Origin of the sequence: Shimia sp. R11_0, assembly GCF_017744035.1 — a bacterium.
Classification (GTDB): Bacteria; Pseudomonadota; Alphaproteobacteria; order Rhodobacterales; family Rhodobacteraceae; genus Shimia; species Shimia marina.
Genome location: NZ_JAGHQY010000007.1, coordinates 44,423 through 65,155 on the forward strand (window position 1 = coordinate 44,423; position 20,733 = coordinate 65,155).

The 20,733-nt window shown below is 58.8% G+C and carries 22 protein-coding genes and 1 pseudogene; 8 read left to right on the top strand and 15 right to left on the bottom strand.

Going from position 1 to position 20,733, the window contains the following annotated elements:
• Window positions 1-82: 82 nt before the first annotated feature.
• From J7382_RS14690 to J7382_RS14715, 6 genes and pseudogenes are all read right to left on the bottom strand, one after another.
• Window positions 83-1,222 (bottom strand): alpha-D-ribose 1-methylphosphonate 5-triphosphate diphosphatase, encoded by a 1,140-nt coding sequence (locus tag J7382_RS14690; protein ID WP_209069793.1) that lies wholly within the window; start codon window positions 1,220-1,222, stop codon window positions 83-85.
• Window positions 1,223-1,397: 175 nt separating this feature from the next.
• Window positions 1,398-2,045, bottom strand: a pseudogene (locus J7382_RS14695) (alpha/beta fold hydrolase); the annotation flags it as partial.
• 200 nt (window positions 2,046-2,245) lie between these two features.
• Window positions 2,246-3,091, bottom strand: a complete 846-nt coding sequence (locus J7382_RS14700; protein ID WP_209069794.1) for a DMT family transporter — start codon at window positions 3,089-3,091, stop codon at window positions 2,246-2,248.
• 185 nt (window positions 3,092-3,276) lie between these two features.
• Entirely contained in the window at window positions 3,277-3,837 is a 561-nt protein-coding gene (locus tag J7382_RS14705) for a hypothetical protein (RefSeq protein WP_209069795.1), read from the bottom strand.
• 141 nt (window positions 3,838-3,978) lie between these two features.
• Window positions 3,979-5,067 carry a ribosome small subunit-dependent GTPase A gene (gene rsgA, locus J7382_RS14710; protein ID WP_209069796.1) on the bottom strand — a complete coding sequence of 363 codons (1,089 nt, stop codon included), beginning with the start codon at window positions 5,065-5,067 and terminating at the stop codon, window positions 3,979-3,981.
• Between the two features lie 254 nt (window positions 5,068-5,321).
• Window positions 5,322-6,206 (bottom strand): alpha/beta hydrolase, encoded by an 885-nt coding sequence (locus J7382_RS14715; RefSeq protein ID WP_209069797.1) that lies wholly within the window; start codon window positions 6,204-6,206, stop codon window positions 5,322-5,324.
• Window positions 6,207-6,347: 141 nt separating this feature from the next.
• Here J7382_RS14715 and J7382_RS14720 point away from each other — a divergent pair, with 141 nt between their 5' ends.
• The 6 genes from J7382_RS14720 to J7382_RS14745 all read left to right on the top strand — a co-directional run bounded on the left by J7382_RS14720 (window position 6,348) and on the right by J7382_RS14745 (window position 10,789).
• Complete coding sequence (locus J7382_RS14720; protein WP_209069798.1) at window positions 6,348-6,998, top strand: 2-hydroxychromene-2-carboxylate isomerase; 651 nt, start codon at window positions 6,348-6,350, stop codon at window positions 6,996-6,998.
• Between the two features lie 179 nt (window positions 6,999-7,177).
• Complete coding sequence (locus tag J7382_RS14725) at window positions 7,178-7,465, top strand: co-chaperone GroES (RefSeq protein WP_058239548.1); 288 nt, start codon at window positions 7,178-7,180, stop codon at window positions 7,463-7,465.
• Window positions 7,466-7,503: 38 nt separating this feature from the next.
• Complete coding sequence (groL, locus tag J7382_RS14730) at window positions 7,504-9,147, top strand: chaperonin GroEL (RefSeq protein ID WP_209069799.1); 1,644 nt, start codon at window positions 7,504-7,506, stop codon at window positions 9,145-9,147.
• Window positions 9,148-9,338: 191 nt separating this feature from the next.
• Window positions 9,339-9,533: a DUF1289 domain-containing protein gene (locus J7382_RS14735; protein ID WP_209069800.1), complete on the top strand. Its 195-nt coding sequence runs from the start codon at window positions 9,339-9,341 to the stop codon at window positions 9,531-9,533.
• A 67-nt stretch (window positions 9,534-9,600) separates the two neighbouring features.
• On the top strand, window positions 9,601-10,341 hold the full coding sequence (locus J7382_RS14740) for an AraC family transcriptional regulator (RefSeq protein ID WP_209069801.1): 741 nt from the start codon (window positions 9,601-9,603) through the stop codon (window positions 10,339-10,341).
• A 67-nt stretch (window positions 10,342-10,408) separates the two neighbouring features.
• Window positions 10,409-10,789 (top strand): VOC family protein, encoded by a 381-nt coding sequence (locus J7382_RS14745; RefSeq protein ID WP_209069802.1) that lies wholly within the window; start codon window positions 10,409-10,411, stop codon window positions 10,787-10,789.
• Window positions 10,790-10,998: 209 nt separating this feature from the next.
• Here the strand turns inward: J7382_RS14745 and J7382_RS14750 are convergent, their stop codons facing one another.
• Window positions 10,999-11,658, bottom strand: a complete 660-nt coding sequence (locus J7382_RS14750; RefSeq protein WP_209069803.1) for a DUF2161 family putative PD-(D/E)XK-type phosphodiesterase — start codon at window positions 11,656-11,658, stop codon at window positions 10,999-11,001.
• Between the two features lie 95 nt (window positions 11,659-11,753).
• On the opposite strand from J7382_RS14750, the gene J7382_RS14755 reads away from it, so the two are divergent.
• Together J7382_RS14755 and J7382_RS14760 are read left to right on the top strand one after the other, a co-directional pair.
• Window positions 11,754-12,755 carry a TraB/GumN family protein gene (locus tag J7382_RS14755; RefSeq protein ID WP_209069804.1) on the top strand — a complete coding sequence of 334 codons (1,002 nt, stop codon included), beginning with the start codon at window positions 11,754-11,756 and terminating at the stop codon, window positions 12,753-12,755.
• A 125-nt stretch (window positions 12,756-12,880) separates the two neighbouring features.
• Window positions 12,881-13,795 carry a manganese-dependent inorganic pyrophosphatase gene (locus J7382_RS14760; protein WP_209069805.1) on the top strand — a complete coding sequence of 305 codons (915 nt, stop codon included), beginning with the start codon at window positions 12,881-12,883 and terminating at the stop codon, window positions 13,793-13,795.
• A 92-nt stretch (window positions 13,796-13,887) separates the two neighbouring features.
• On the opposite strand, the gene J7382_RS14765 is transcribed toward J7382_RS14760, so the two are convergent.
• The 8 genes from J7382_RS14765 to atpD form a co-directional block, all read right to left on the bottom strand.
• A complete protein-coding gene (locus J7382_RS14765) occupies window positions 13,888-14,799 on the bottom strand; it encodes an alpha/beta fold hydrolase (protein WP_209069806.1) in 912 nt (303 codons plus the stop codon).
• On the bottom strand, window positions 14,799-15,266 hold the full coding sequence (locus tag J7382_RS14770) for a MarR family transcriptional regulator (protein ID WP_209069807.1): 468 nt from the start codon (window positions 15,264-15,266) through the stop codon (window positions 14,799-14,801). Before J7382_RS14770 ends, J7382_RS14765 begins: the two co-directional genes overlap by 1 nt.
• Before the next feature lie 97 nt (window positions 15,267-15,363).
• Window positions 15,364-16,224 (bottom strand): SMP-30/gluconolactonase/LRE family protein, encoded by an 861-nt coding sequence (locus J7382_RS14775; protein WP_209069808.1) that lies wholly within the window; start codon window positions 16,222-16,224, stop codon window positions 15,364-15,366.
• Between the two features lie 166 nt (window positions 16,225-16,390).
• Complete coding sequence (locus tag J7382_RS14780) at window positions 16,391-17,281, bottom strand: 2-dehydro-3-deoxygalactonokinase (protein WP_209069809.1); 891 nt, start codon at window positions 17,279-17,281, stop codon at window positions 16,391-16,393.
• A 3-nt stretch (window positions 17,282-17,284) separates the two neighbouring features.
• Window positions 17,285-18,046: an SDR family oxidoreductase gene (locus J7382_RS14785; RefSeq protein WP_209069810.1), complete on the bottom strand. Its 762-nt coding sequence runs from the start codon at window positions 18,044-18,046 to the stop codon at window positions 17,285-17,287.
• A gap of 281 nt (window positions 18,047-18,327) precedes the next feature.
• Window positions 18,328-18,681 (bottom strand): H-type lectin domain-containing protein, encoded by a 354-nt coding sequence (locus J7382_RS14790; RefSeq protein ID WP_209069811.1) that lies wholly within the window; start codon window positions 18,679-18,681, stop codon window positions 18,328-18,330.
• A gap of 114 nt (window positions 18,682-18,795) precedes the next feature.
• Window positions 18,796-19,191, bottom strand: coding sequence for a F0F1 ATP synthase subunit epsilon (locus tag J7382_RS14795; RefSeq protein WP_209069812.1), 396 nt, complete (start codon window positions 19,189-19,191; stop codon window positions 18,796-18,798).
• Between the two features lie 110 nt (window positions 19,192-19,301).
• Window positions 19,302-20,726, bottom strand: a complete 1,425-nt coding sequence (gene atpD, locus J7382_RS14800; protein WP_209069813.1) for a F0F1 ATP synthase subunit beta — start codon at window positions 20,724-20,726, stop codon at window positions 19,302-19,304.
• Window positions 20,727-20,733: the final 7 nt, after the last annotated feature.

Consider the following 20,733-nt stretch of genomic DNA (forward strand, 5'->3'; position numbering starts at 1 on the left):
CAGTGCAACCCTGCGCCTTCCTCTTGATCCAAATATTCTGGGGGAGTCATCGCCCGCGATGACGGGGGCAAAGCCCCCTCCCTCACCCCGCCATAAACCGCGCTGCCACCGTGCCGCTCATATGGCTCACCTTGCCTGCAACCAGCGTCGCGCCAATACGGCCATCCGGCCCCATCACCACCAGATCCGCCCGTTTGCCCGCCTCAAGACTGCCCCGATCCGTCAGGCCCAGCACCTGTGCAGGACGCGCAGACACCAGCGTCCAAGCCGCGGCAAAGTCACAGACCTCATCCGCCACCAACCGCATCACCGCCTGTCGTGGCGCCGGGTAGTGATAGTCTGAGGCCAGCGCATCCACATAGCCTTCTGCCACCAAATCCGCCGCGCTGACTTTGCCGGAATGACTGCCTCCACGCACCACATTTGGCGCCCCCATGATCACCGGATCCCCGGCTGTATGGGCCGCGCAGGCGGCATCAAGGCTTTCGGGAAATTCACTGATCGCGAGCCCCCGCGCCCGCCAGAAATCACGCGCCTGCGCAGTGTCATCATCATGGCTGCCCAGACAGACGCCCTGCGCGGCCAATCGCGCCGCCAGCTTAGCGACCGCCTCTGGCACCGCGTCACGCGCCGCGTGCAGCTCTTTGAGAAGGGCGAGATGTGCCTCAGGGCTGCGCCCACTCTTCAGCGCCTGTCCTGTCAGCCGGGGAGGTTTTTTGCCTTTGTCCAAAGCGGCATGCGGCAGGTGATCATTGAATACCACATAGGGTACCGCATGGTCCTGTACCGTGGCCTCAAAATCCGCATAGTCTGACAGCAGGTGGCTCTCAAACCGCAGTTGCACAAGCATCTCCGTCAGCAGACCCTCGGTCTGGTTCAGTGCCTCCAGAAAGCGGCGCGCAAACTCCGGGCTGCGCATGCCGCCTTCCCAGCTCCAGAACTGCGCCAGCACCGCGGTGGTGATGCCATTGGCCGCCAGCTCCGCATCCACAGAGGCCAGCCCGTCGCCCAAGTTTTTCATTGCCCCACGGCGCGGCGCCAGATGGCGCTCAAACCCGTCCCCATGCATATCAACGATTCCGGGCAAAATGCGATAACCGCTCAGATCCACCTGACGGCCGCCCCCTGCGGCGGCAATAGCGCCCTCCTTCACAGACAGCGTCCCCCGCACCATCCCCTCCGGGCGTAGCACCTCTGCGCCAACAAGCTCCAGATCAGTCACCTTCTACGCCCGCATCATCGGCGTCCAGATCGCCGTCCCCATCCCAGTCGGTGTATTTCTCGATCCAGTCGAAAAAATCATCGCCATCCTGTTCGACATCGTCCCCTTCGGCGCAGCCATTAGGGCCACAATCGTCATCCACCAGACGCTGCAACTCCCGCAGCGCCGCCTGCGCATCGCCCCAGCGCAGCGCGTGATCAAAGGCCCCATGGGTGAGAAACTCACGTGTCTGCACAATCACCATCGGGTTGTTCATCATGAACGTATGGGTCACCGGCAGCACGATATGATCCTTCATGCCCGCCACTTTGGTACTCTCCACCGAGACTTTGCCATCATCCGGCCCTTCGATCAGGCTGGAGAAATAGGGATTAAGCGAACGGTTTCCCGCAATCACCCCAAGGTCAAAATCCACCGGCGGCAGATGACTGGGCAGGCCATCCGTGCCAAGCTGCATACCCGCCGGGCCATTCAGCCACTCAAAGGCCGGGATCGGGCCCAGCTCGTCCACCACTTCGCTGCCCTTGTTGGGCGGCCCCAACATCACCACGCGGCCAAGATTTTCCGGCTTGTGATTGATGAACCAGACCCGTGTCAGAATGCCTCCCATCGAATGGGTGACAAAATGCACCTTCCGGTCGCCACATTGCGCCACGGATTCAGGGAGGGTGCTATAGGCGAGATCCGCAATGTCTTCTTCGGTCGAGGGATAGCCCTGCCGCACCACATCAAATCCATACCGTTTCAGCGCCAGCTCCATCACCAGAAAGGAGCTTTCCGTGCGCGCCAGCCCGTGCAGCAGCACCACACAGTCCTGCGGCAAGGTCTCCTGCACAGCCTCTGCGGTGCGCGTAGACGCAGCACTCTGCGCAGGCGCATCCGTCGCATATGTGTTCAGCGACAGCCCCACTGCCGCCAAGACGGCCCATCTCGTGAAATTTCTCATGCCCCTGAAATACGCGCTGCGCGCGCGCGACAAAAGCACAAACCTGTCAGAAAGCAGCATCATGCCGAGCTGCGCACCTAGGCGCGGCGCATCGACACCAAGACGCCCCCGATCACCAGCGCCGCCGCCCCGACAAATCGCCATGTCAGCGGCTCCGCCAAAAACACCATCCCCCCAGCCATGGCAATAACCGGCACCGTCAGCTGCGCCACCGCCGCGCGGCTTGCGCCCAGCCCGGGCAGGATCGCATACCAGAGCGCGTACCCCATACCGGAGGTCAGCACGCCTGAGATCACGGCCAGTGTCACGCCGCCCATGCTCAGCGCCGCGCCGTCACCCATCCAGAGCGCCCCCATCAGCGCAATGGGGGCCGCGAGCATAAAATTCATCGCTGTTGCCTGCGTCGCATCGCGCTCCTGTCGTCCCTGCAGGGAGTAGACACCCCAGCCAACACCGGCCGCCGCCATGGCCACCGCAGGCATCAGAGCAACCGCCGCCCCACCTGTGTCCGAAGCACCAGGCGCGAGCAGCCAGATCAGCCCCCCCAATGCCAGCCCAGCGCCCAGCCAGCGCGCCTTTGGCATCTCCTCACGTGCCAGCACCGCGCCACCAAACATGGTGATCTGCACCACGCCAAACAGGATCAACGCGCCCAACCCGGATTCCAGTCCACGGTAGGCCAGCGAAAACCCAAAAATATAGGCCAGCAATCCAAGCACGGCGACACCGCGCCCCCAACCGCCCAGCGCAAATCCACGCCTTTGCCAGACAATCAGAAGCGCCAGAGCCAAGGCTCCAGATGTCAGGCGAATTGCGCCAAACGTAATGGCATCCATGCCATAGCTGCCCACCGCAGCGCGATTGAGCACGGAATTTGCGGCAAAGGCCGCCATTGTGAGGGCTGTCAGTAGAAAAAGTCTCATGGAGGTCTTGGTGACACGCATGGTCGGGCGGGGCAAGCCATCCCGACCATGCGCTGGCCCTCAAGCACCGGCAGGACCAGTCCCAGTGCTTGAATGGCCAAGGCCAAACAGAACATATGCGGCTTTTGCAACATCACATAAAGCGGAAGCACGATGCTGCGCAGCTGGGGGAGCCTTAAAGCCCGCTAGTTCCGTGCGGCCATGACCTGTTGCGCAAACCGACGATCACGGGCTTTGTCGCTCAGCCAGATCGCCATGTAACGGTCGCGAATATCGCGATGGCGCAACGTGCATGTACGGGTGCCATTCACCCAGAATTTCAGTGCATCAGACGCCTCTGGCGCCGCCACAATCCGATCGCCAGGCCGGATATCGCGGTAACATGCCTCAAGCTTTTGCATGATTTCGGCATGATCACTGCGCGCGCCCTCAATGCGTTCCATTTCGCTCAGTGAGGCCCGCAGCAGCACCGCGCGGCGGATCTTGCGCGCATATTCAATCTCCAGCGCATAGAGGCCTTCTTTCTCAAAGCCCTGCCCTTGGGGCGCAAACATCTGCGCATCATAAACCTTCAGGCCAAGGTAGCGGAACTGGCCTGCGCCAACAGCCTGCGGTGCGCCCAACAGACTGCGCACTTCCGGTGCCGCATCTGGGCCTGTGTCCGCTTTCACCGAGGCCCCATATCCCAGCGCAACTGCCAGCGCCAAGGCAGCCATCAAAACCCTTTCACGAATTGGCAATCTCACGTGCATGTCTTTGCGCCGCCCTTTGCGAAGCTGTTGTCTTTACAACTTTGGTTTCTTTGCATGGGGTACGTGTAAAAACCGCGCGCGGATCACTCCACGCGCGGGCACTTTTTGAGATTTCTACGAAGGTGTCGCCGCCGGTCAGCGTCGGCCTTTGCGCCCCTTATGGGCTTTGGTCACACTCTTCACCATCTTGCCGAAGTTTTTGTCATAGGCGCGCTTTTCCGCCAACGACGCGGTGTTGTGCCGCTCCTCTGCTTCCAGCTTACGCCAGCGCTCAAACCGCTCCGCCTCCAGCGTACCTTCGGCAATCGCGGCGCGTACCGCACATCCCGGCTCACTCTCATGAGCGCAGTCTCTGAATTTGCACTGCGTTGCAATCTCAACCACATCAGCGAAAAGATCCGCCACACCATCTCCGGCCTCCGCCAACTGCAACTCACGCATGCCCGGCGTGTCCAGAATCGCCAGACCACTGTCCGTAAAATGCAACTGGCGGCTGGTGGTGGTATGACGCCCCCGGCTGTCGTCCTCCCGGATCGCGCCGGTCTCTGCCTGCTCACTGCCAAACAAGGCATTCACCAAGGTGGATTTGCCCACACCGGAGGTGCCGAGAAAAGCGATGGTCTGCCCCGGTGCGCACCAATCGGCTAGCTTTTGCGCAGGCTCCTCACTTTTGGCATTGAGCAGCACCACTGGCACCCGCGCCGAAATCTTCTGCGCCTCTGCGACAAACGGCGTGGGATCTTCACACAGATCTGCCTTAGTGAGCACGATCACCGGCGCCACTTCTGCCTCAAAGGCCAGCGCCAAGAACCGCTCCAGCCGCGCCACATTGAAATCGTTATTGCAGCTGGTCACCACAAAGGCCGTATCCACATTGGCCGCGATCATCTGGATCGAGCGATCATGCCCGGCCGCACGCCGTTTAAACAGGCTCTTGCGCTCCAGTACGACACTGCGTGTTGGCAGCTCCGCATCATAAAGCAGCCAGTCCCCCACCGTGGCCTCCGGCCCCGGCGGCACCAGCGCCTCCAGATCCGCGCCGCGCACCTGCAAGCCATTGCGATGCACTTCCACCACCCGCACCGGCGGTGTCTGCGTGAGGGTCTCAAGGTCCAGCTGTTGGGCAAAAAACGGCTGCCAGCCTAAAATATCCAGCATCGCGCGCTTTGCAGGCTCTGGTGTCTGCGCGCCTGTGGGCAAAAATTGGGAATAGTCCCGTGTCATTGTTAGGTCACTCTCATGGGACGGCCGCACCCTCTCCGGCTTGGCTCAGGCTTGGCCGCAAGCTATCAGAAAAAAGGACAGGCACAAACGAGAAGCCCGGCGCAGCTCGCGTGCCAGACCTTCTTTGTTTCCTTTGTGCATCGGGTGAGCGTTCTGTCACCCGCCAGGGTCAGGCATCCAATTTCTGGGCCATAAAACCTCCCTCAAAGCTTCCGCCAACATAGCGCCATGCTACCCAAGCAACAAGCCTGAGCCTACACCGCCAGCTTGCCAACAAACGCCTGCATCATTTCAACAAGCATCGGCGCCTGTTTGGAGGTGATCACATGCCCCATTCCCGCAATCGGATGATGCGCGCACCCCGGAATCAAAGCGGCGATCTCCGCCCCTGCGTCCGGTGGGATCAACGTGTCCATGTCCCCGTGAATGACCTGACAGGGCAGCGCCACATGGCGCAGATCTTCCCGGCGATCCGTCGAAGCCATCACTGCCAAAACCTGCCGGTTGACGCCTTCGGGATCAAACGCCCGATCATAGGCCTGCGCCGCCTGTGCCCGCAGCTCTGCTTCGGTCATCGGATAGGCCGGGCTGCCCCAGCCCGCATACTCTGTAACGGCATTATCGATGAATGTGGCCCGATCCACCGGCCGCGCCAATAGGGCTGCCAGCCACGCAGCGCTGCCAGCGCGCTCTGCAAAAGGCCGCGCCGTCGCCATCACAATCGTCGCACTCAGCAGCCTCTCAGCATGGTCAAGGCAGAGCAGCTGCACAATCGCGCCGCCCATGGACATGCCAAACACATGCGCTTTCTCAAGGCTCAAGGCATCCATCACCCCTACCACATCTTGCGCCATGTCATTGAGCGTATAGGCCGCCCCAAGACTGCCCCCAGCCAGCACGGCCTCGGTAATCGCCTCCGCAGAGCTGGGCACGCCCTCTTTCGGACACCGCTGCGACAACCCTACATCCCGGTTGTCAAAAAGTATGACGTAAAACCCAACCGCCGCGAGACCTTCAAAAAACGCCACCGGCCAGTGGATCATCTGCGAGCCCAAGCCCCGGATCAGCACCAAAGGCACGCCGTCTTTAGGCCCATATGTTTCCACTTCTATCTGAATGCCATTGGCTGTCACTTGCATGATCTGCTCCCCTCGACTGCGCACACCCTAGCGCCCTGACTGCCATTGTAAATCTTTCCAAACAATCGCACGAATGCGGCCCACTATTGGGCGTACCCCCATCCGTCTTGCATTCCTTTGACGCTCTGCTAGCGTCCCCGCATGAGCGAAAAGACAATCGAATATTTCTACTCCACCCACTCCGCCTATGCCTATCTCGGCGCACCACGTTTGATGGAGATCTGTCAGGCACAGGGCTACACATTGGTCCATCGCCCCTTTGAGCTTTCTCCCGTGGTGGAACAAGCAGGCGGGCTTTCCTTCGCCGGACGCACGCAAGCGCATGTGGATTACTTCTTTGGTCGTGAAATTGAACGCTGGGCCGAATACCGCGGGCTTGAGGTGATTGATCACCGCCCCATCTATCACGACAACCCACTGCGTCTCTCAAGCGGTGCCCTGTTGGCGGCAGAGGATCATGGGCTTGATCTGGATGCGCTCTCTTTCGCCTTTTTACAGGCCCATTGGCGCGACGACATTGATCTGAATGATCCAGAAGCGCTTGCCACCGCCTGCCGCAGCGTTGGTGTGGATCCGGCCCCGCTGCTCACCGCCGCAATGACGCCCGCCATTCAGGCCCGCTTTGACGCCAACACCCAACGCGCCAAAGACCTCAATCTCTTTGGCTCACCTTCTTATGTGGTGGATGGGGAGATCTTCTATGGTCAGGATCATCTGGAGCTGATGGCCCACGCCCTGTCCCATCCGTTCCGCCCCTCGACCTTCAAAAACCCACCGGTTTCAGAAGGCTGACCAGCCTGCGCCGGACTTTAGTATCTGCACCGACAGAGGATTTCATAAAAAATTGACGCAACGGCGTTGACTCCCTCCGATGCACTGCCTAACTCTTTCGCCGTTAGCACTCGCCGATAGGGAGTGATAACGGCTCCGCTGAGGAGTCAGGGAGACAACTCTATTAGGGAAACCTAACCATGGCATTTACACCTCTGCACGACCGTGTGCTTGTACGCCGCGTCGAAAGCGACGAGAAAACCGCAGGCGGCCTGATCATTCCAGACAGCGCCAAAGAAAAACCAGCCGAAGGCGAAATCGTATCCGTGGGCGCAGGCCTGCGTGACGACGCTGGCAACCGCGTTGCACTGGACGTGTCCGCTGGCGACAAAGTTCTGTTCGGCAAATGGTCCGGCACCGAAATCACCGTTGACGGTGAAGAGCTGCTGATCATGAAAGAATCCGACATCATGGGCATCATTGCCTGATCGTCTGACCGCAATTTACGAATTTAGGAGCCAATAAAATGGCAAAAGACGTCAAGTTTGACACCGATGCCCGCAATGCAATGCTGCGCGGCGTAAACGTTCTCGCAGACGCAGTGAAAGTGACCCTCGGCCCGAAAGGCCGTAACGTGGTTCTGGACAAATCCTTCGGCGCCCCACGCATCACCAAAGACGGTGTGTCCGTGGCCAAAGAGATCGAGCTGGAAGACAAGTTCGAGAACATGGGCGCACAGATGGTGAAAGAAGTTGCTTCTCGCACCAACGACGAAGCAGGCGACGGCACCACCACCGCGACCGTTCTGGCACAAGCCATCGTCAAAGAAGGCCTGAAGCAGGTTGCAGCTGGCCTGAACCCAATGGACCTGAAGCGCGGCATCGACCTGGCAACTGCGAAAGTTGTTGAAGGCATCGTTTCCTCCGCTCGCGAAGTCAAAGACTCCGACGAAGTGGCACAGGTTGGCACCATCTCTGCAAACGGCGAAGCTGAAATCGGTCAGCAGATCGCAGACGCGATGCAGAAAGTGGGCAACGAAGGTGTGATCACCGTTGAGGAAAACAAAGGTCTGGAAACCGAGACCGACGTTGTTGAGGGCATGCAGTTCGACCGCGGCTACCTCTCCCCTTACTTCGTGACCAACGCAGACAAAATGATCGCTGATCTGGACGACTGCATGGTGCTGCTGCACGAGAAGAAACTGTCTTCCCTGCAGCCAATGGTGCCTCTGCTGGAGCAGGTAATCCAGTCCCAGAAGCCTCTGCTGATCATCGCAGAAGACGTGGAAGGCGAGGCGCTGGCCACTCTGGTTGTGAACAAACTGCGCGGCGGCCTGAAAATTGCTGCTGTTAAGGCACCTGGCTTCGGCGACCGCCGCAAAGCCATGCTGCAGGACATCGCCATCCTGACCGGCGGTCAGGTTATCTCCGAAGATCTGGGCATGAAGCTCGAGAATGTCACCATGGACATGCTCGGCACCGCCAAGAAAATCGAGATCACCAAAGACGAAACCACCATCGTTGACGGTGCAGGCGAGAAAGCAGAGATCGAAGCACGCGTGGCTCAGATCCGCACTCAGATCGAAGAAACCTCTTCCGACTACGACCGTGAGAAACTGCAAGAGCGCGTTGCCAAACTGGCAGGCGGTGTTGCTGTGATCCGCGTTGGCGGCATGACCGAAGTGGAAGTGAAAGAGCGCAAAGACCGTGTGGACGATGCTCTGAACGCAACCCGCGCAGCTGTGCAGGAAGGCGTGATCGTTGGCGGCGGTGTGGCTCTGGTTCAGGCCGGCAAAGCCCTGGAAGGTCTGGAAGGCGCAAACGCTGACCAGAACGCGGGTATCACCATCGTTAAGAAAGCCATCGAAGCGCCTCTGCGTCAGATCGCTGAGAACGCCGGTGTGGACGGTGCGGTTGTTGCGGGCAAGATCCGTGAATCTTCCGACAGCGCCTTCGGCTTCAACGCGCAGACCGAAGAATATGGCGACATGTTCTCCTTCGGCGTGATCGACCCGGCCAAAGTGACCCGCACCGCTCTGGAAGACGCGGCCTCCGTTGCAGGCCTGCTGATCACCACCGAAGCGATGGTTGCTGACAAGCCAGCCAAAGACGGCGGCGCACCTGCAATGCCTGACATGGGCGGCATGGGCGGCATGGGCGGCATGATGTAATCATACTTCGCTTCGCGAAGTGTGATGCGACAGTGCCTTGGCCCCGCAAGGGCCAAGGTCACGAAAGCCTCCGCCAGACACGTTTCAAAGGGTCGCCTCCAGGCGGCCCTTTTCTTTAAATGATGCATATGAGCGCATTGAAGGCTTAAACTGAAAGCTCTGTAGCAAGCATGACTTTGAAGGTGCCAAAAATGAAAAAGCGCAAAAGCCCCTGCACAGATGTTTGTGAATTCACCGGCCCGAGTGGCTGGTGCCTTGGCTGTGGCCGCACCCGTCAGGAATGCGCAAAGTGGAAAAAAATGAAACCCTATGAAGCAAAGGCCATTGAGAAGGATCTGACCCGCCGCATGGCAAAGATCGCCGCGACACCACCTAAAGCGTCCTAGACCCTATGGGCAGCAACAGGCTGTCATTTAACATTTTGTTAGAAACGTCTCTCCCTGCGAGCGCCTCATGTACGACCCCAAAGGCAACAGCAAAGACAAAACCACCGACGGCGTCATGTTCACCGAAGCTGAGCCGCCCGAACACCTGCACGGCATCATCCACCGTTTCCTATCCCTGCGCACGCCAACCCCTCTGCCCGCAGACTACCGCTTCCACGCCCTGCCCGACGCCTGCACCTACATCGTTTTTGACCAGCAAAACCCGGAGATCACCGGCGTCACACGCCTCAGCGCCTCCGCCGAAGAGCTGAACCTTGGCCGCAGCTTTCATTTCCTCAACATTCGCTTTCTCCCCGGTGTCTGGCAACGTGACCGAGCACCGCTGTCTTTTGGTCAGATCGATCAGCCCTACACCGGCGCCCTGCCGCTGAAAGATATAAACGCAACCCTGATCGACCAACATCCCGACACCCAGCGCACCACGCTCATCTCCTTTGTCGAAGATCTGCAGGCCCGTGGCATTCTCGTCGCCAACCCCATCACGCAAAAGATCTTTGCACAGATCGACGATATCTACTCTGTGGCCGACATGGCCGCCATCGCGCAGCTCTCCTCCCGCCAGCTCCAGCGTGTACTGAAACAAACCACCGGTTTTACCCCGCACGATTTCCTCAAAGTCCTGCGCCTGCAACAGTCTCTTGGTGGCGAGCCATCCCTCGCTTACGCAGACCAATCCCATTTCATTCACGCTTTCCGCCGTGCCACGGGCTACACACCCGGCCAATACGCCCGCAAATTCGATGTCTGAAATCTACAATACACCACCGCTCCTGCGCCCTAACCTCCCGGCATGACCAAAAGCACAGGACAGGATCATGCCCAAAATGAACGCCATCGGCTGGTTTGACATCTACACCGATGATCTCGCCCGCGCCGTCACTTTCTACGAAACCGTGCTGGGCTGCACGCTTGAAACCATCGGCGACCCCACTGGCGAAATGCAAATGCGCGCCTTCCCGACAGAGATGACCCAATACGGCGCGGGCGGCGCGATCTCACATAGCCCCCACGCCCGCCCAGGCGCTGGCGGCACAGTGGTCTATTTCAATTGCGAAAACTGCGCGACCGAGCAAGCCCGCGTCAACGAAGCTGGCGGCCAAGTCCTCCGGCCCAAATTTTCCATCGGAGAATTTGGTTTTGTCTCGCTCTGTCAGGACACCGAAGGCAATGTGTTTGGCTTGAGTTCTCTGTCGTAAGCTGTGACGTGGGGGTTCATCAAAATATGCCCCCACGATGCCCAAGAGACCGCCTCATTCCCTTCACCGAAAAACGCAAAACCACGTCGCCGCGTTAACCTTTCAAGCCCCAAAAATTCCACCGTCGCGAAACAGTCGCAATACCGACCCGATACCGACGTGCCAACAGGGCGCCTTTTGCAGATGAACGCACCGTCCCGGCGCAACGCTTAGTCCGCATCCGCTAGGGCCGCCACACCGGAGTCGCTCAGCTGATAGACCCCTGCCTCCACCTTTTCAAACCAACCATAATGGTTGTCCCGCATCATCGTTGTGGCTTTCTCCACGCCAGCGCCTTTGGCCACATCCCGCCCCCGGCTGGGGCCATTCTGGCGTAAAAAGGCGGCGCATTTTTCGGCATCCTGACGGTAGACCGTGACCTTTGCCCCACGTGTCCCGCCTGTATTGGGATCACCCTCAAGACGCGAAAAGGCCTTCAATAACTGCGCCTTGCACCGCTTTGACTTGCGCGGCTGAAACGGGACCGGGTCACAATGCACCTCCACCGCGCCGTCTTTCAACCGCACTGACAGCACCCCAAGCCCCAGCCGTTTACAAAGGCCAATGTTGCCGGAAAACGCCTTCCATCCGGCCCGCCCCTTCCAGCGCGGCACCGCCACATAGACCGCATCGGTCACCGCCTGTCGCGCCACCGCCTGCTGCAAAAGTGTCAGCGAAAATCCGGTTTTCAGCTCAATAATAACAGGCTCTTCGCCCTCCCTCACGGCCACCACATCCGCCGCCCCGACCTCGGCCTTCACCTCAAACCCCCGCGCCTGAAGCCAGGCTTTGACCGGCGCATATAGCTCTGTTTCCGCGATCTTGCTCATACTTAAGTCATAGCCCCAATCCATGCCGCTGCCTACCGGCACTTGCCGCCACTCGCAGGCTTGCTACTGTGGCGACAAATCAAATTGAGGCCCCCATGCGTCTTCTTCTTAGTCTTTTGTTTCTCCTTGGGTTTTGTACCGTTGCCTCGGCCAACTGCACCGGCCCCAACCTGTTTGAAACCCGCGCCCAATCCGAGCAGCAGGCCTTGCTTGCCAAAGCCGCAGAGGTGCCGTTTCACGAGGGCATTCTCTGGCAGGTTGAGAAAAACGGCGTGACCTCCTACATCATCGGCACCTTTCACGTACATCTGCCAGAACATGCCGCAATGGTGGATCACCTACGTGGTCTGCGCCCGGCGCCAACGCAGCTTTTCATGGAGTTGACCGCAGAAGATCAGCTTGGTTTTCAGCGCCATCTCACTACCAATCCATCCCTCTTCCTCATTCAGGAAGGAGACAGCCTGATTGATCGCCTCGGCCCAGAACTTTGGTCCAAAGTCGCGGATCAACTGAAAGCGCGGGGCATGCCGCCTTTTCTCGCGGCCCGCTATCAGCCGTGGTTTCTTGGCATGACCCTGATGATGCCGCCCTGCGCCATGGAAATCGTCAAAAGCGGCCAGAAGGGCCTTGATCTTCAGATCGAAGCCATGGCCGCTGAAATGGATTGGTCTGTCCATTCTCTGGACACGACACAACATCTGATCGACATTCTGGCCAGTGATCCTTTGGATAAGCAGCTGGACGATCTGAAATGGGGCCTGCGCCTTCAAGAGGATCTCGCTGCACCAGAAATGATCCCAACCGTGATTGACCTGTATCTGCAAGAGCGTATTCAATTGATATGGGAGCTGAACCAAGCGGATCTGCGCACAAAATCCGAAGGCAATGCAGATGCGCAGCGCATGGCCACAATGATGCAGGAGGTCGAAGACAGCCTGTTGACCGCGCGCAACACCGCATGGGTCGCACAACTCGCACCCGCGCTGTCGCAGACCTCCGCGCTGGTCGCCGTCGGGGCGCTGCATCTGCCCGGGGAGCACGGCGTGCTTGCACAGCTACAAAATGCAGGCTTCACACTCACCCGCCTGCATTTCTGATACGTAAACCACGCTCAGCCGCGCCCCAAAGCCGCATCTGGTCCTGGCCTCGTGACAAACCTGGCGCGCCCTTCTATAAGGCGCGCAACCACACAGCACACCGTTATTTTTAAGGACCTCCAGACATGACCATTCAGGTTTTTGGCCACAAATCCCCAGACACTGATTCCACAGGCTCCCCAATCATCTGGGCGTGGTATCTCTCTGAAATCAAAGGCACCACGGCCGAAGCAAAGCTGCTTGGCGAGCCCAACACCGAAGCCGCATGGCTGCTGGAGCGCTGGGATCTGACCAAGCCTGAGATCATTGCCGACGTGGCAGATGACGCCGCCGTGGTGATTGTTGACACCAACAACCCAGCCGAGCTGCCCGCAAACATCAATGGCGCAGACGTTCAGGCCATCATCGACCACCACAAGCTGGTGGGCGGTCTGGAAACCAAAGGCCCGATCGACATCACCATCCGTCCCGTGGCCTGCACCGCCACCATCATGCATGACCTGATGGGCGACATCGACCTGCCAGACTGGATCAAAGGCACCATGCTGACCTGCATCCTGTCTGACACGCTGGAATTCCGCAGCCCAACCACCACCGACCACGACAAAGCCGTGGCCGAGAAACTGGCCGCCGATCTGGGCATCGACATCCCATCCTATGCTGCTGAGATGTTTGCCGCAAAATCCGACGTGTCTTCTTTCTCCGACGCAGAGCTGCTGCGCATGGACTCCAAAGAATACGAAGTCGACGGCACCAAATTCCGCGTCTCCGTTCTGGAAACCACCTCTCCTGCCATCGTGCTGGATCGCAAAGCCTCCCTGATGGAAACCATGTCCACCGTGGCCTCCGAGGACGGCGTCGATCAGGTTCTGCTCTTCGTTGTGGACATCCTGAACGAAGAAAGCACCCTGCTGGTGCCAAACGATCTGGTCAAAACTGTTGCCGCGAAATCCTTTGACGCCACCGCCGAGGGCGACAGCGTTGTGCTGCCCGGCGTTGTGAGCCGCAAAAAGCAGATCATTCCGAACCTCAAGGTCTGATCGCGCGTATATCTTAAAGCGAAAGGCCGGTGTGACCTCACACCGGCCTTTTTGTTGGCCCCGTAGGGTGCGCATTCACTGCGCACCTTTACCTATTCCCTTGCGGGATCACCGCCCCCGGCCCCCTGAGGCAAGTCCCCCTCAGAGAGCCACGCCCAAAGCTCCTGCCAAAGCGCCTCATGACCTTTGCGAAACGCGCCTTCATGACCAACCTTTCGCTGCGCCAAATCCTGCGGCTGGCGCACGACGAGGTGTTTCTGCGCTTGGGGATAATGACTTAATGTATCTTCACAGGCCGTCTTCGTGGCAATCGGATCGTCTCTGAGCACCCAAGCACAGATCGGCACCTCCACCGCATCAAAATGATGCATATAGCGCCCGCTCTCCAGATCTGGCAAAAGATAGCTGCGCCGCCCGCTCCACCGACGCCAGGTCTTAAACAGCTCCGGTGGCAAGGCCTCCCCGCCCCAAAGTCCCCCGGCCGGAATATAGCCGTACCGCGTCAGGCATAGGGGGCCATAAAGCCACCAGAAAAACCATTCCATGGGCAGGTTGCGCAGCTTGTGCACGCCCCAGAACCCACTCCCCACCGCCACAAAGGCATGACGGGACACCTGAAGGTCAGGCTTAGTGAACCCGACCAATTGCCCGCCGATACTATGCCCCAGCGTGGTCAGCCGCGCCCCGGGTGCCGCAGCCGCCAGATAGGCCAGTGCGGCAGACATGTCCCGCTGCCCCCAATGGGGGTAATCAATCCCTGAGCCGGCCAGATCCTCCGGTTTAGACTCCCCAATGCCGCGATAGTCATAGGTCAGAACCGTCGCCCCCCGCGCTGCAAAATAGGCCGCTGCATGGCGGTAGAACCGGCGCGGAAACCCCGTGCCTGCCGAGATCAAAATCGCCAACGTGGGAGCCTCCGCCCGATAAAGCGTAGCTGCCAGATCCCAACCATCTTCGGTTCGGATACGCACATCCTCCACCGTCACTTCCGCAGCCTCCAACATCACTCTGTCTCCTCCTGCTCTGAAACTGGCACTGCGGCGATAATCTCTTCAGCCTGATCCGCCATATGCATCAAAAACCGCCCAATCGTCGCCTGCTCCGCCTCCGTGAAGCTGTCCAGCAACCGCGCGTTGGCTGTGCGCACCAGAGGGTCCACACGCCGCACAAGATCCCGCGCAGACGGCTCTAGGAAAATCCACACAACCCGCCCGTCTTCTGCCCCCCGCACGCGCCGCACAAAGCCACGTTCGACCATACGGTCGATCAAACCGCTGAGGCTGGATTTGCGCATCGACAGCGCCTGCGCCATGTCAGACACCGCCTGCCCGTCTTTTTGAGATAAGAGCGCAAGCACCCCGAGCTGCGGCATAGACAATCCCGCCAGAGCCTGTGTTTTTTGCTCCACGGCACGTGTCATCGCAGCATGCGCCCGGTTCATGAGTAAGAAGATCTTGGGAGATTTGGTCATTTGTTCGCACACGAATTACTTCAGTTAATTCGTATGCGAACTTATGTAGAAAGCAACACCCCTTGTGCCTGACGTCGCGACAGGCGTTCACAGAGGTTCAGAGGCGCACCTGCGGTTCTGCCAGCCCCTGTGTCACGTCTTCTTGCACAAAGACCATGCCATTCTGCGGAGCCTGCGCCAGCACGTCTTGGGGGAGCCCTTCGGCCGCGGTTGTCACATAGAGATCCCGCAAGTCAGGCCCGCCAAAGGCCGGACAAGAGGCATGTTGCCCCCCCACGTCCACCGCGCGTAGGAAACGACCTTCGCTGTCATAGGCTGCGACGCGTGCCGCCCCCCACTGCGCGATCCAAAGATTGCCCTCTGCATCGGTCACCGCACCATCCGGGTTCAGCCCGTCCGCTGTCAGATCAAGAAAGACAGAGGCCTCCCCAATCGGCGTACCGGTTTCACCATCAAGCGCCACGCGCATCACCTGTTTGGTGACGGTGTCGGTGTAATAGGCGCAGGCACGAGCCGCATCAAAACAGATCGCATTGGAGATTGTGATGCCTGTCGTCACGGTCTGTAAAACGCCTTCATAGAGACGGTAAATGGCCCCGGCACCGGGCTCTGCACGTTTGCCCATAGTACCAATCCAAAACCCGCCCCAAGGATCCGCGCGCCCATCATTGGACCGCGTGCGCGTATTATCGGCCTCCAGATCCATCAGTTTCACACGCGTGCCGGAGATCAGGTCAAACCGCCACAGCCCCGTTTCAGACGCCAGAAGCAATGTGGTCTCATCCACCCATCCGGCTGCGGAAAAATGCTCCTCAAAAGCCCATTCCTCTGCAACGCCCTCTCTCTGACTCAGCATCCGCTTGCCCATGATATCAAACCAGAAAAGCTGCGCGCGTTTCGGGTGCCAAAGCGGCCCCTCCCCCAACTCACACACGCGGGTGTCAAATACAGTGCTCATGCAAATACCCTATCAGATGCTTCAAATAACCCAGTGGCGCTACAAGAAGGCACCTCTTTCAGGCGCGGCCCCAACACCACCAATTATGGCGCTGAGCTTGCGGTGCTGCCTTTGGTGTTTCAAGGGGCGATTGCCGCTTAGAGGCAAATAGCGCGCCGGCGACGCCTCAGCTCACCTGTGCGCGGGCGGCCTGCAATCCAGCGCGGGTCATGGCGTCTGCGTCAACAACCTCCACCCAAGCGCCTTGCGTCTTGAGCGCCTCGGCATAAACGCCTGCCAGGCTGCTTTCCCCGATCACGGCAATCTGCTGCCCCAGCCAATAAGGCCGGGACGCCGCCAGCTCTGCGCCCAGCAGCAGCCCTGACAACCGCGCAGTTGCGACATCTGGCGAAGTGCCTAGCAAAAGGTCCCCGGCCCGGATCGAAAACAGCTCACTGGCCAGGCTTTCGGGGCGCGATAGGGTCATATCCAGCCCGGCCTGAAACGCCTCTGCGTTCCATCCCGCACCCACAGAATGGCGCAGCACAGATTGCTGGGTCAGAAGTTTGAACATCTCACCCGTCATGAAACTGCGAAAACTGACAACCTCATCCGCGCTCACATGCGCCCATTTTGTGTGGGTGCCAGGCAGGCAAATCACCCCATCCCAACTCTTATTCTGCGACAGGAAACCAGCCATCTGGGTTTCCTCGCCGCGCATGACGTCTGCAGGCTGCACCTGTTTCAATCCCGGCACAAGGAACACCCGCAGCCGGACATCTTTGCAGGGCACTTGCACAAGCTGCTCAGGCAGCGCCGGACAGGGAGCGGCCACATAAGGCGCCTCCATCCAGCCCTGCCGTGCACCAACCATACCGCAAGCCACAACATCGGTTGTCCCGCCTGTCAGCCAGCCCTCGATCAGTGCCAACAGAGCCCCTTCAAAGGCATCCGGCTGAAGACAGCACATGCCCTGATCCGAGTGCGCCTGTGCAATCACCGCGCCGTCGGCCATAGCCCATGCACGCAGTCTCGACGTGCCCCAATCAACTGCAATCCACTCTGCCTGTACAGACATACCCTACCCCGACACCACCACGCCGCCGTCAACGGCCATGCATTGCCCCGTCATCATCCGGCTCGCCTGCGACGCCAGAAACAGCGTCGGGTCAATCATGTCTCCGGGCTTCAGGTGCTCTTTCAGACATTGTCGCTCCATATGGCCCGCCAGAGCCTCTGGGTCGGCCCACATATCCAGCTGCTTTTGCGTCAACACCCATCCCGGAGCCAGCGCATTCACACGGATCCCCTTCGGGCCAAGCTCTCTTGCGAGACTGCGCGTCATGCCTGTAATGCCTGCATTAGCGGTGGTGTAGATCGAATAACCCGTATTGCCCATCATATAGCTGATGGAGCTGAAATTGATGATCGCGCCGCCATTGTCCATCTGACGGGCGGCCTCCTGACAGGCAAAATAATAGGCCTTCAGATTGACGGCCTGCATCCAGTCATAGAAGGCTTCGTCCACCTCATCCAATGCGTGCCGCTGATCATTGGCTGCATTGTTGACCAAGACATCCAGCCCGCCATGTTCGCCAACGGCCTGTTGGATGGTTTCGCGCAGCCGTGGCACATCGGCGATATCGCACTGCATGAACAAAGGCGTTGCGCCGTGTTTGGTCTCCATTTCCGCAATGAAGGCCTCCGCCGGGCTGCGCCCAATGATCGCAACTTTGGCCCCCTGCGCCATAAACCCATCGGTCAACGCAGCGCCAATCCCACTTGCGCCACCGGTGATGTAAACTGACTTCCCTTTAAGGTCCGGAAAAATCGTTCCGCTCATCAATGTCTCTCCCTGAATACGGGTTCTATGACTTTGCCCGAAAAAGCGCCGCATATGCGCCTATTCCGGCAGAAAAAGCACCTAAGCCCTTACACCGCGTGTCGCAGGCTTCATGCACCACAGGTCTTCAACACCAGAAGCTGATGTACGGCAACAGGTAAATCGCCGCGCTCTTCAAAGTCGGAAAATCAATCGCAAAACCTCTGCGGTTACGGGCAGTTTGCATATCGCGTAGCCGTTTGGGAAGCACAGGCCAGCCGCCCGCGTTCGGCTTGCTGAGGTCAATCCTCAATCACCCAATCGTCCGCAAACCCTAATTCGCCAATCGCCAGCCAAGACATGCGCACGCGCGCAATCCGGCTGTCGCCCCAAGTGCGGAAAACCAAATGAAACCCGAGATTGGTAACCTCCTCAGCCACCACCTCGGCCCGCAGGTTGGCTTGAGTGTCCATATCCCAAAGAGACAGGCTGACATGTACCGATGGCGGAACCCGGTATCTGGCCGAAAATTTGACCAGCTTGCGCCTCTCACGCGGCCCGTTGCCGGTCCACATGTCACCGCCATCTTCAAAATCAGAGAACAGGACCTCATCGCCCTGATCCACTCCGACGTGATTGTTTCTAATCCGTTTCATCGTACGTAATGTGAAAGGTGAAATTCGCCCCGATCAAGAGGAAATTCACAGATTAAATAGAAAAGGCCCCACCGCTGTGGCGGCAGGGCCTCTTGATGTGTTCTGATACCGAGATCAGACCATGTTTTCCGCCAGATGTTCAAGGTCAGAGACGAATTTCTCCGCACCAACCTTGTGCTCTTCAGGCGCTTCCTGCGCTGCCTTGCGGGCGTCAGCGATGACATCCTCAAGGTCCGCTTTGGTGATCTCTTCCCCTTTGTGGGCATGCTCAGCGATCACAGAGATCGAATCTGTGGAGATTTCCGCGAAACCGCGGGTCACCACATAATCTTTCTCACCATCCGCCGTCTGAACACGCACAACGCCTGGACGCAGCGACGTCAGCATTGGCGAGTGGCCTGGCATGGCGGTCAAATCGCCTTCCGCACCAGGGATCTGCACAGCGGTCGCCTCAAACGAAGCAAGGCTCCGTTCTGGGCTAACCAGATCAAATTGCATCACGTTTGCCATTTTGGGCCTCCTTAAAGCGTTTCGATTGTCTGAAACTGTTTGGACCGGCTGGCGCCTTGAAATTCTTGATTTCAAACAACGCCAGCCAATTCATTTCAAATCGACAACGCTTAAGCCGCTTCAGCAGCCATCTTCTCGGCTTTGGCGATCACTTCTTCGATGCCGCCAACCATGTAGAAGGCGCCTTCGGGCAGGTGATCATATTCGCCAGCCACAACAGCTTTGAACGACGCGATTGTGTCTTCCAGCTGAACCTGAACACCGTCAGAACCGGTGAAGACTTTCGCCACGTCGAACGGCTGAGACAGGAAGCGCTGGATCTTACGCGCACGCGCAACAGTCAGCTTATCTTCTTCGCTCAGTTCGTCCATGCCGAGGATGGCGATGATGTCTTGCAGCGACTTGTAGCGCTGAAGGATCTGCTGAACGTCAGAAGCAACCGCATAGTGCTCTTCACCCACAACGGACGGATCCATCAGACGGGAAGAGGAGTCCAGCGGGTCAACCGCTGGGTAGATACCCAGTTCGGAGATCGCACGGGATAGAACGGTGGTTGCGTCCAAGTGAGCAAAGGTGGTTGCCGGTGCAGGGTCGGTAAGGTCGTCCGCTGGAACGTAAACCGCCTGGATCGAGGTGATCGAACCGGATTTGGTAGAGGTAATGCGTTCCTGCATCGCACCCATGTCGGTTGCCAGTGTTGGCTGGTAACCCACAGCAGACGGGATACGGCCGAGAAGCGCGGACACCTCAGAACCTGCCTGTGTGAAGCGGAAGATGTTGTCCACGAAGAACAGAACGTCGGTACCGGATTGGTCACGGAACTGTTCCGCCAGGGTCAGACCGGTCAGAGCAACACGGGCACGCGCACCGGGAGGCTCGTTCATCTGGCCGTAAACCAGAGCCACTTGGGACTCTTCGAGGTTGTCTGGCTTAATCACGTTGGATTCGATCATCTCGTGGTACAGGTCGTTCCCTTCACGGGTCCGCTCACCAACACCCGCGAACACCGAGTAACCGGAGTGCACTTTTGCGATGTTGTTGATCAGTTCCATGATCAGAACGGTTTTACCCACGCCGGCGCCGCCGAACAGACCAATCTTACCACCTTTGGAGTAAGGTGCGAGAAGGTCGATCACTTTGATGCCAGTCACGAGAACTTCGGATTCAGTCGCCTGCTCAGCAAATTCTGGAGCTGGCTGGTGGATCGCGCGGGTTTCAGTTGCAGCAACTTCACCCTTTTCGTCGATGGGCTCACCAACCACGTTCAGAATACGACCGAGGGTCGCGTTGCCAACCGGGATGGAGATCGGAGCGCCAGTGTCTTCCACTGTTGCGCCGCGAACCAGACCTTCGGTTGCGTCCATTGCGATACAGCGAACAGTGTTTTCGCCCAGGTGCTGGGATACTTCCAGAACCAGTTTCTTACCGTTGTTTTCGGTGGTCAGGGCGTTCAGGATTTCCGGCAGAGCGTCGTCGAACTGTACGTCGACAACAGCGCCGATGACCTGAGTCACCTTACCTTGTGCGTTTGCCATGTTTCGT

Excerpts from the sequence above, each read along its gene's own strand:
- J7382_RS14790 (WP_209069811.1), bottom strand. The coding sequence starts at position 18,681 with ATGAAACGGATTAGAAACAATCACGTCGGAGTGGATCAGGGCGATGAG.
- J7382_RS14720 (WP_209069798.1), top strand. The coding sequence starts at position 6,348 with ATGAGCGAAAAGACAATCGAATATTTCTACTCCACCCACTCCGCCTAT.
- J7382_RS14725 (WP_058239548.1), top strand. The coding sequence starts at position 7,178 with ATGGCATTTACACCTCTGCACGACCGTGTGCTTGTACGCCGCGTCGAA.
- J7382_RS14745 (WP_209069802.1), top strand. The coding sequence starts at position 10,409 with ATGCCCAAAATGAACGCCATCGGCTGGTTTGACATCTACACCGATGAT.
- rsgA (WP_209069796.1), bottom strand. The coding sequence starts at position 5,067 with ATGACACGGGACTATTCCCAATTTTTGCCCACAGGCGCGCAGACACCA.
- J7382_RS14715 (WP_209069797.1), bottom strand. The coding sequence starts at position 6,206 with ATGCAAGTGACAGCCAATGGCATTCAGATAGAAGTGGAAACATATGGG.
- J7382_RS14760 (WP_209069805.1), top strand. The coding sequence starts at position 12,881 with ATGACCATTCAGGTTTTTGGCCACAAATCCCCAGACACTGATTCCACA.
- J7382_RS14795 (WP_209069812.1), bottom strand. The coding sequence starts at position 19,191 with ATGGCAAACGTGATGCAATTTGATCTGGTTAGCCCAGAACGGAGCCTT.
- J7382_RS14770 (WP_209069807.1), bottom strand. The coding sequence starts at position 15,266 with ATGACCAAATCTCCCAAGATCTTCTTACTCATGAACCGGGCGCATGCT.
- atpD (WP_209069813.1), bottom strand. The coding sequence starts at position 20,726 with ATGGCAAACGCACAAGGTAAGGTGACTCAGGTCATCGGCGCTGTTGTC.
- J7382_RS14765 (WP_209069806.1), bottom strand. The coding sequence starts at position 14,799 with ATGTTGGAGGCTGCGGAAGTGACGGTGGAGGATGTGCGTATCCGAACC.
- J7382_RS14755 (WP_209069804.1), top strand. The coding sequence starts at position 11,754 with ATGCGTCTTCTTCTTAGTCTTTTGTTTCTCCTTGGGTTTTGTACCGTT.
- J7382_RS14780 (WP_209069809.1), bottom strand. The coding sequence starts at position 17,281 with ATGTCTGTACAGGCAGAGTGGATTGCAGTTGATTGGGGCACGTCGAGA.
- J7382_RS14785 (WP_209069810.1), bottom strand. The coding sequence starts at position 18,046 with ATGAGCGGAACGATTTTTCCGGACCTTAAAGGGAAGTCAGTTTACATC.
- J7382_RS14735 (WP_209069800.1), top strand. The coding sequence starts at position 9,339 with ATGAAAAAGCGCAAAAGCCCCTGCACAGATGTTTGTGAATTCACCGGC.
- J7382_RS14750 (WP_209069803.1), bottom strand. The coding sequence starts at position 11,658 with ATGAGCAAGATCGCGGAAACAGAGCTATATGCGCCGGTCAAAGCCTGG.
- J7382_RS14740 (WP_209069801.1), top strand. The coding sequence starts at position 9,601 with ATGTACGACCCCAAAGGCAACAGCAAAGACAAAACCACCGACGGCGTC.
- groL (WP_209069799.1), top strand. The coding sequence starts at position 7,504 with ATGGCAAAAGACGTCAAGTTTGACACCGATGCCCGCAATGCAATGCTG.
- J7382_RS14775 (WP_209069808.1), bottom strand. The coding sequence starts at position 16,224 with ATGAGCACTGTATTTGACACCCGCGTGTGTGAGTTGGGGGAGGGGCCG.
- J7382_RS14700 (WP_209069794.1), bottom strand. The coding sequence starts at position 3,091 with ATGAGACTTTTTCTACTGACAGCCCTCACAATGGCGGCCTTTGCCGCA.